The sequence below is a fragment of the Nocardioides sp. CPCC 206348 genome, from assembly GCF_048654705.1.
Lineage (GTDB): Bacteria > Actinomycetota > Actinomycetes > Propionibacteriales > Nocardioidaceae > Nocardioides.
In genome coordinates, this window is the sequence record NZ_JBMCZA010000222.1 from 470 (window position 1) to 2,049 (window position 1,580).

Here is a 1,580-nt window from a genome sequence, read left to right on the forward strand (position 1 = left end):
GGTCGGCAACGGGTGCTCGGCGAGGGTCGCGACGGCGCGGGTGGCGACGTTGGACGACGGGCAGACCTCGAGCGGGATCCGGTGCTCGGCGAGGTACGCCAGCAGTGCGGGATCGCCAGCGGCTGACGTGCCGTGGCCGATGCGTTCGGCGCCCAGCTCGCGGATCGAGGTCCAGATCGTCCCGGGCCCGGTCGTCTCGCCGGCGTGCGGCACCGAGTGGAGTCCGGCGGCACGCGCAGCAGCGAAGTGCGGCGCGAACTGCTCGCGCGGAACCCCGATCTCCGGACCGCCCAGCCCGAAGCCGACCAGCCCCTCCGGCGGGTGGTCCAGCGCGAAGCGGAGCGTCGCGTCAGCGGCCGGCAGGCCGGACTCCCCCGGGATGTCGTAGATCCATCGCAGGACGAGCCCGAAGTCCCGCTCGGCCGCGACCCGCGCGTCCTCGATCGCCTCGGTGTAGGCCTCGATCGCCATGCCCTTGCCGGGCTCGTCCGGCAGCACCGAGGTGTACGGCGTGCAGGTGAGCTCCGCATAGCGGACCGACTGCCCCTCGGCGAGCTCGCGACCGATCTCGTAGGTGAGGTAGCGGACGTCCTCGGGCGTCTTCACCAGGTCCACCACCGCGAGGTAGACCTTGATGAAGTGCGCGAAGTCGGTGAACGCGAAGAACTCCCGCAACAGGGCTGGATCCGACGGCACCGTGCCCGGGTGGCGCTCGGCCAGCTCGGACACGATCCGCTCGGACGCCGAGCCGACATGGTGGACGTGGAGCTCGGCCTTGGGCAGGCCGGCGATGAATCCGCTCAGGGGGCTGTGCAGCACGTGGTCAGTCCACCGCTGCGATCAGGTTCGTCGCAAGGTCCTGGACCGTGCGGCCGTCGTCGAACACCTCGCCGTCGAGGATGATCGTGGGCGTGCCCTGGACGTTGGCCTTGTGGGCCTCGTCCGTGGCCTCGGTGACCCAGGACGCGTGCGACAGGTTCTCGATGCCGTCGCGTACGTCCGACTCCGAGGCACCGGCTTCGACGGCCAGCTCGATGATGTCGTCGTTGCTCGCCTCCGCGTCGGCGTTGGCCTCGGAGGGCTGGTTCTCGAAGAGCAGGTCGTGGAACTTCTTGGCCACGTCCGGGCCGGACTTCTCCAGCACGAGGGCGAACGCGTTCGCGGCCCGGATCGGGTAGGTCCGGCCTTCGGCGCCGAGCAGGTTGAACGGCCGGTACTCGACCAGCACCTTGCCCTCGGCGGCAAGGTCCTCGAGGTCGCCGCGGGTCTCCGATTCGAGCGCGCCGCAGTACGGGCACAGGAAGTCCTCGTAGATGATCACCGAGTGCGGCGCATCCTTGTCGCCGATGGTCACGCCGTAGTCGCTCGACCCGGCCGCGACCGCCTTGACGTCCTTCTTGTTGAGCAAGCTGATCCCGATCGCGCCGCCGACGATCAGCACCATCGCGGCGACGACGGCTGCGATCGTGAGGATGCGGCGACGGGCCTCTCGCCTGGCCTGTTCGGCGCGCAGCTCGGCAGCCTTGGCCCGGGCCGTGGCCTTCGAGTTGTCGTTGGACATCAGTTCTCAGCTCCTTCAG

2 protein-coding genes are annotated in these 1,580 nt (G+C 69.8%); both read right to left on the reverse strand.

Going from position 1 to position 1,580, the window contains the following annotated elements; all coding sequences use genetic code 11:
• Positions 1–819 (reverse strand): adenosine deaminase family protein (locus tag ACOADB_RS25125; protein ID WP_378605325.1); only part of this gene is annotated, 819 nt, incomplete at its 3' end.
• Between the two features lie 4 nt (positions 820–823).
• Positions 824–1,561, reverse strand: coding sequence for a DsbA family protein (locus tag ACOADB_RS25130; RefSeq protein ID WP_378605328.1), 738 nt, complete (start codon positions 1,559–1,561; stop codon positions 824–826).
• Positions 1,562–1,580 lie beyond the last annotated feature (19 nt).

Excerpts from the sequence above, each read along its gene's own strand:
- ACOADB_RS25130 (WP_378605328.1), bottom strand. The coding sequence starts at position 1,561 with ATGTCCAACGACAACTCGAAGGCCACGGCCCGGGCCAAGGCTGCCGAG.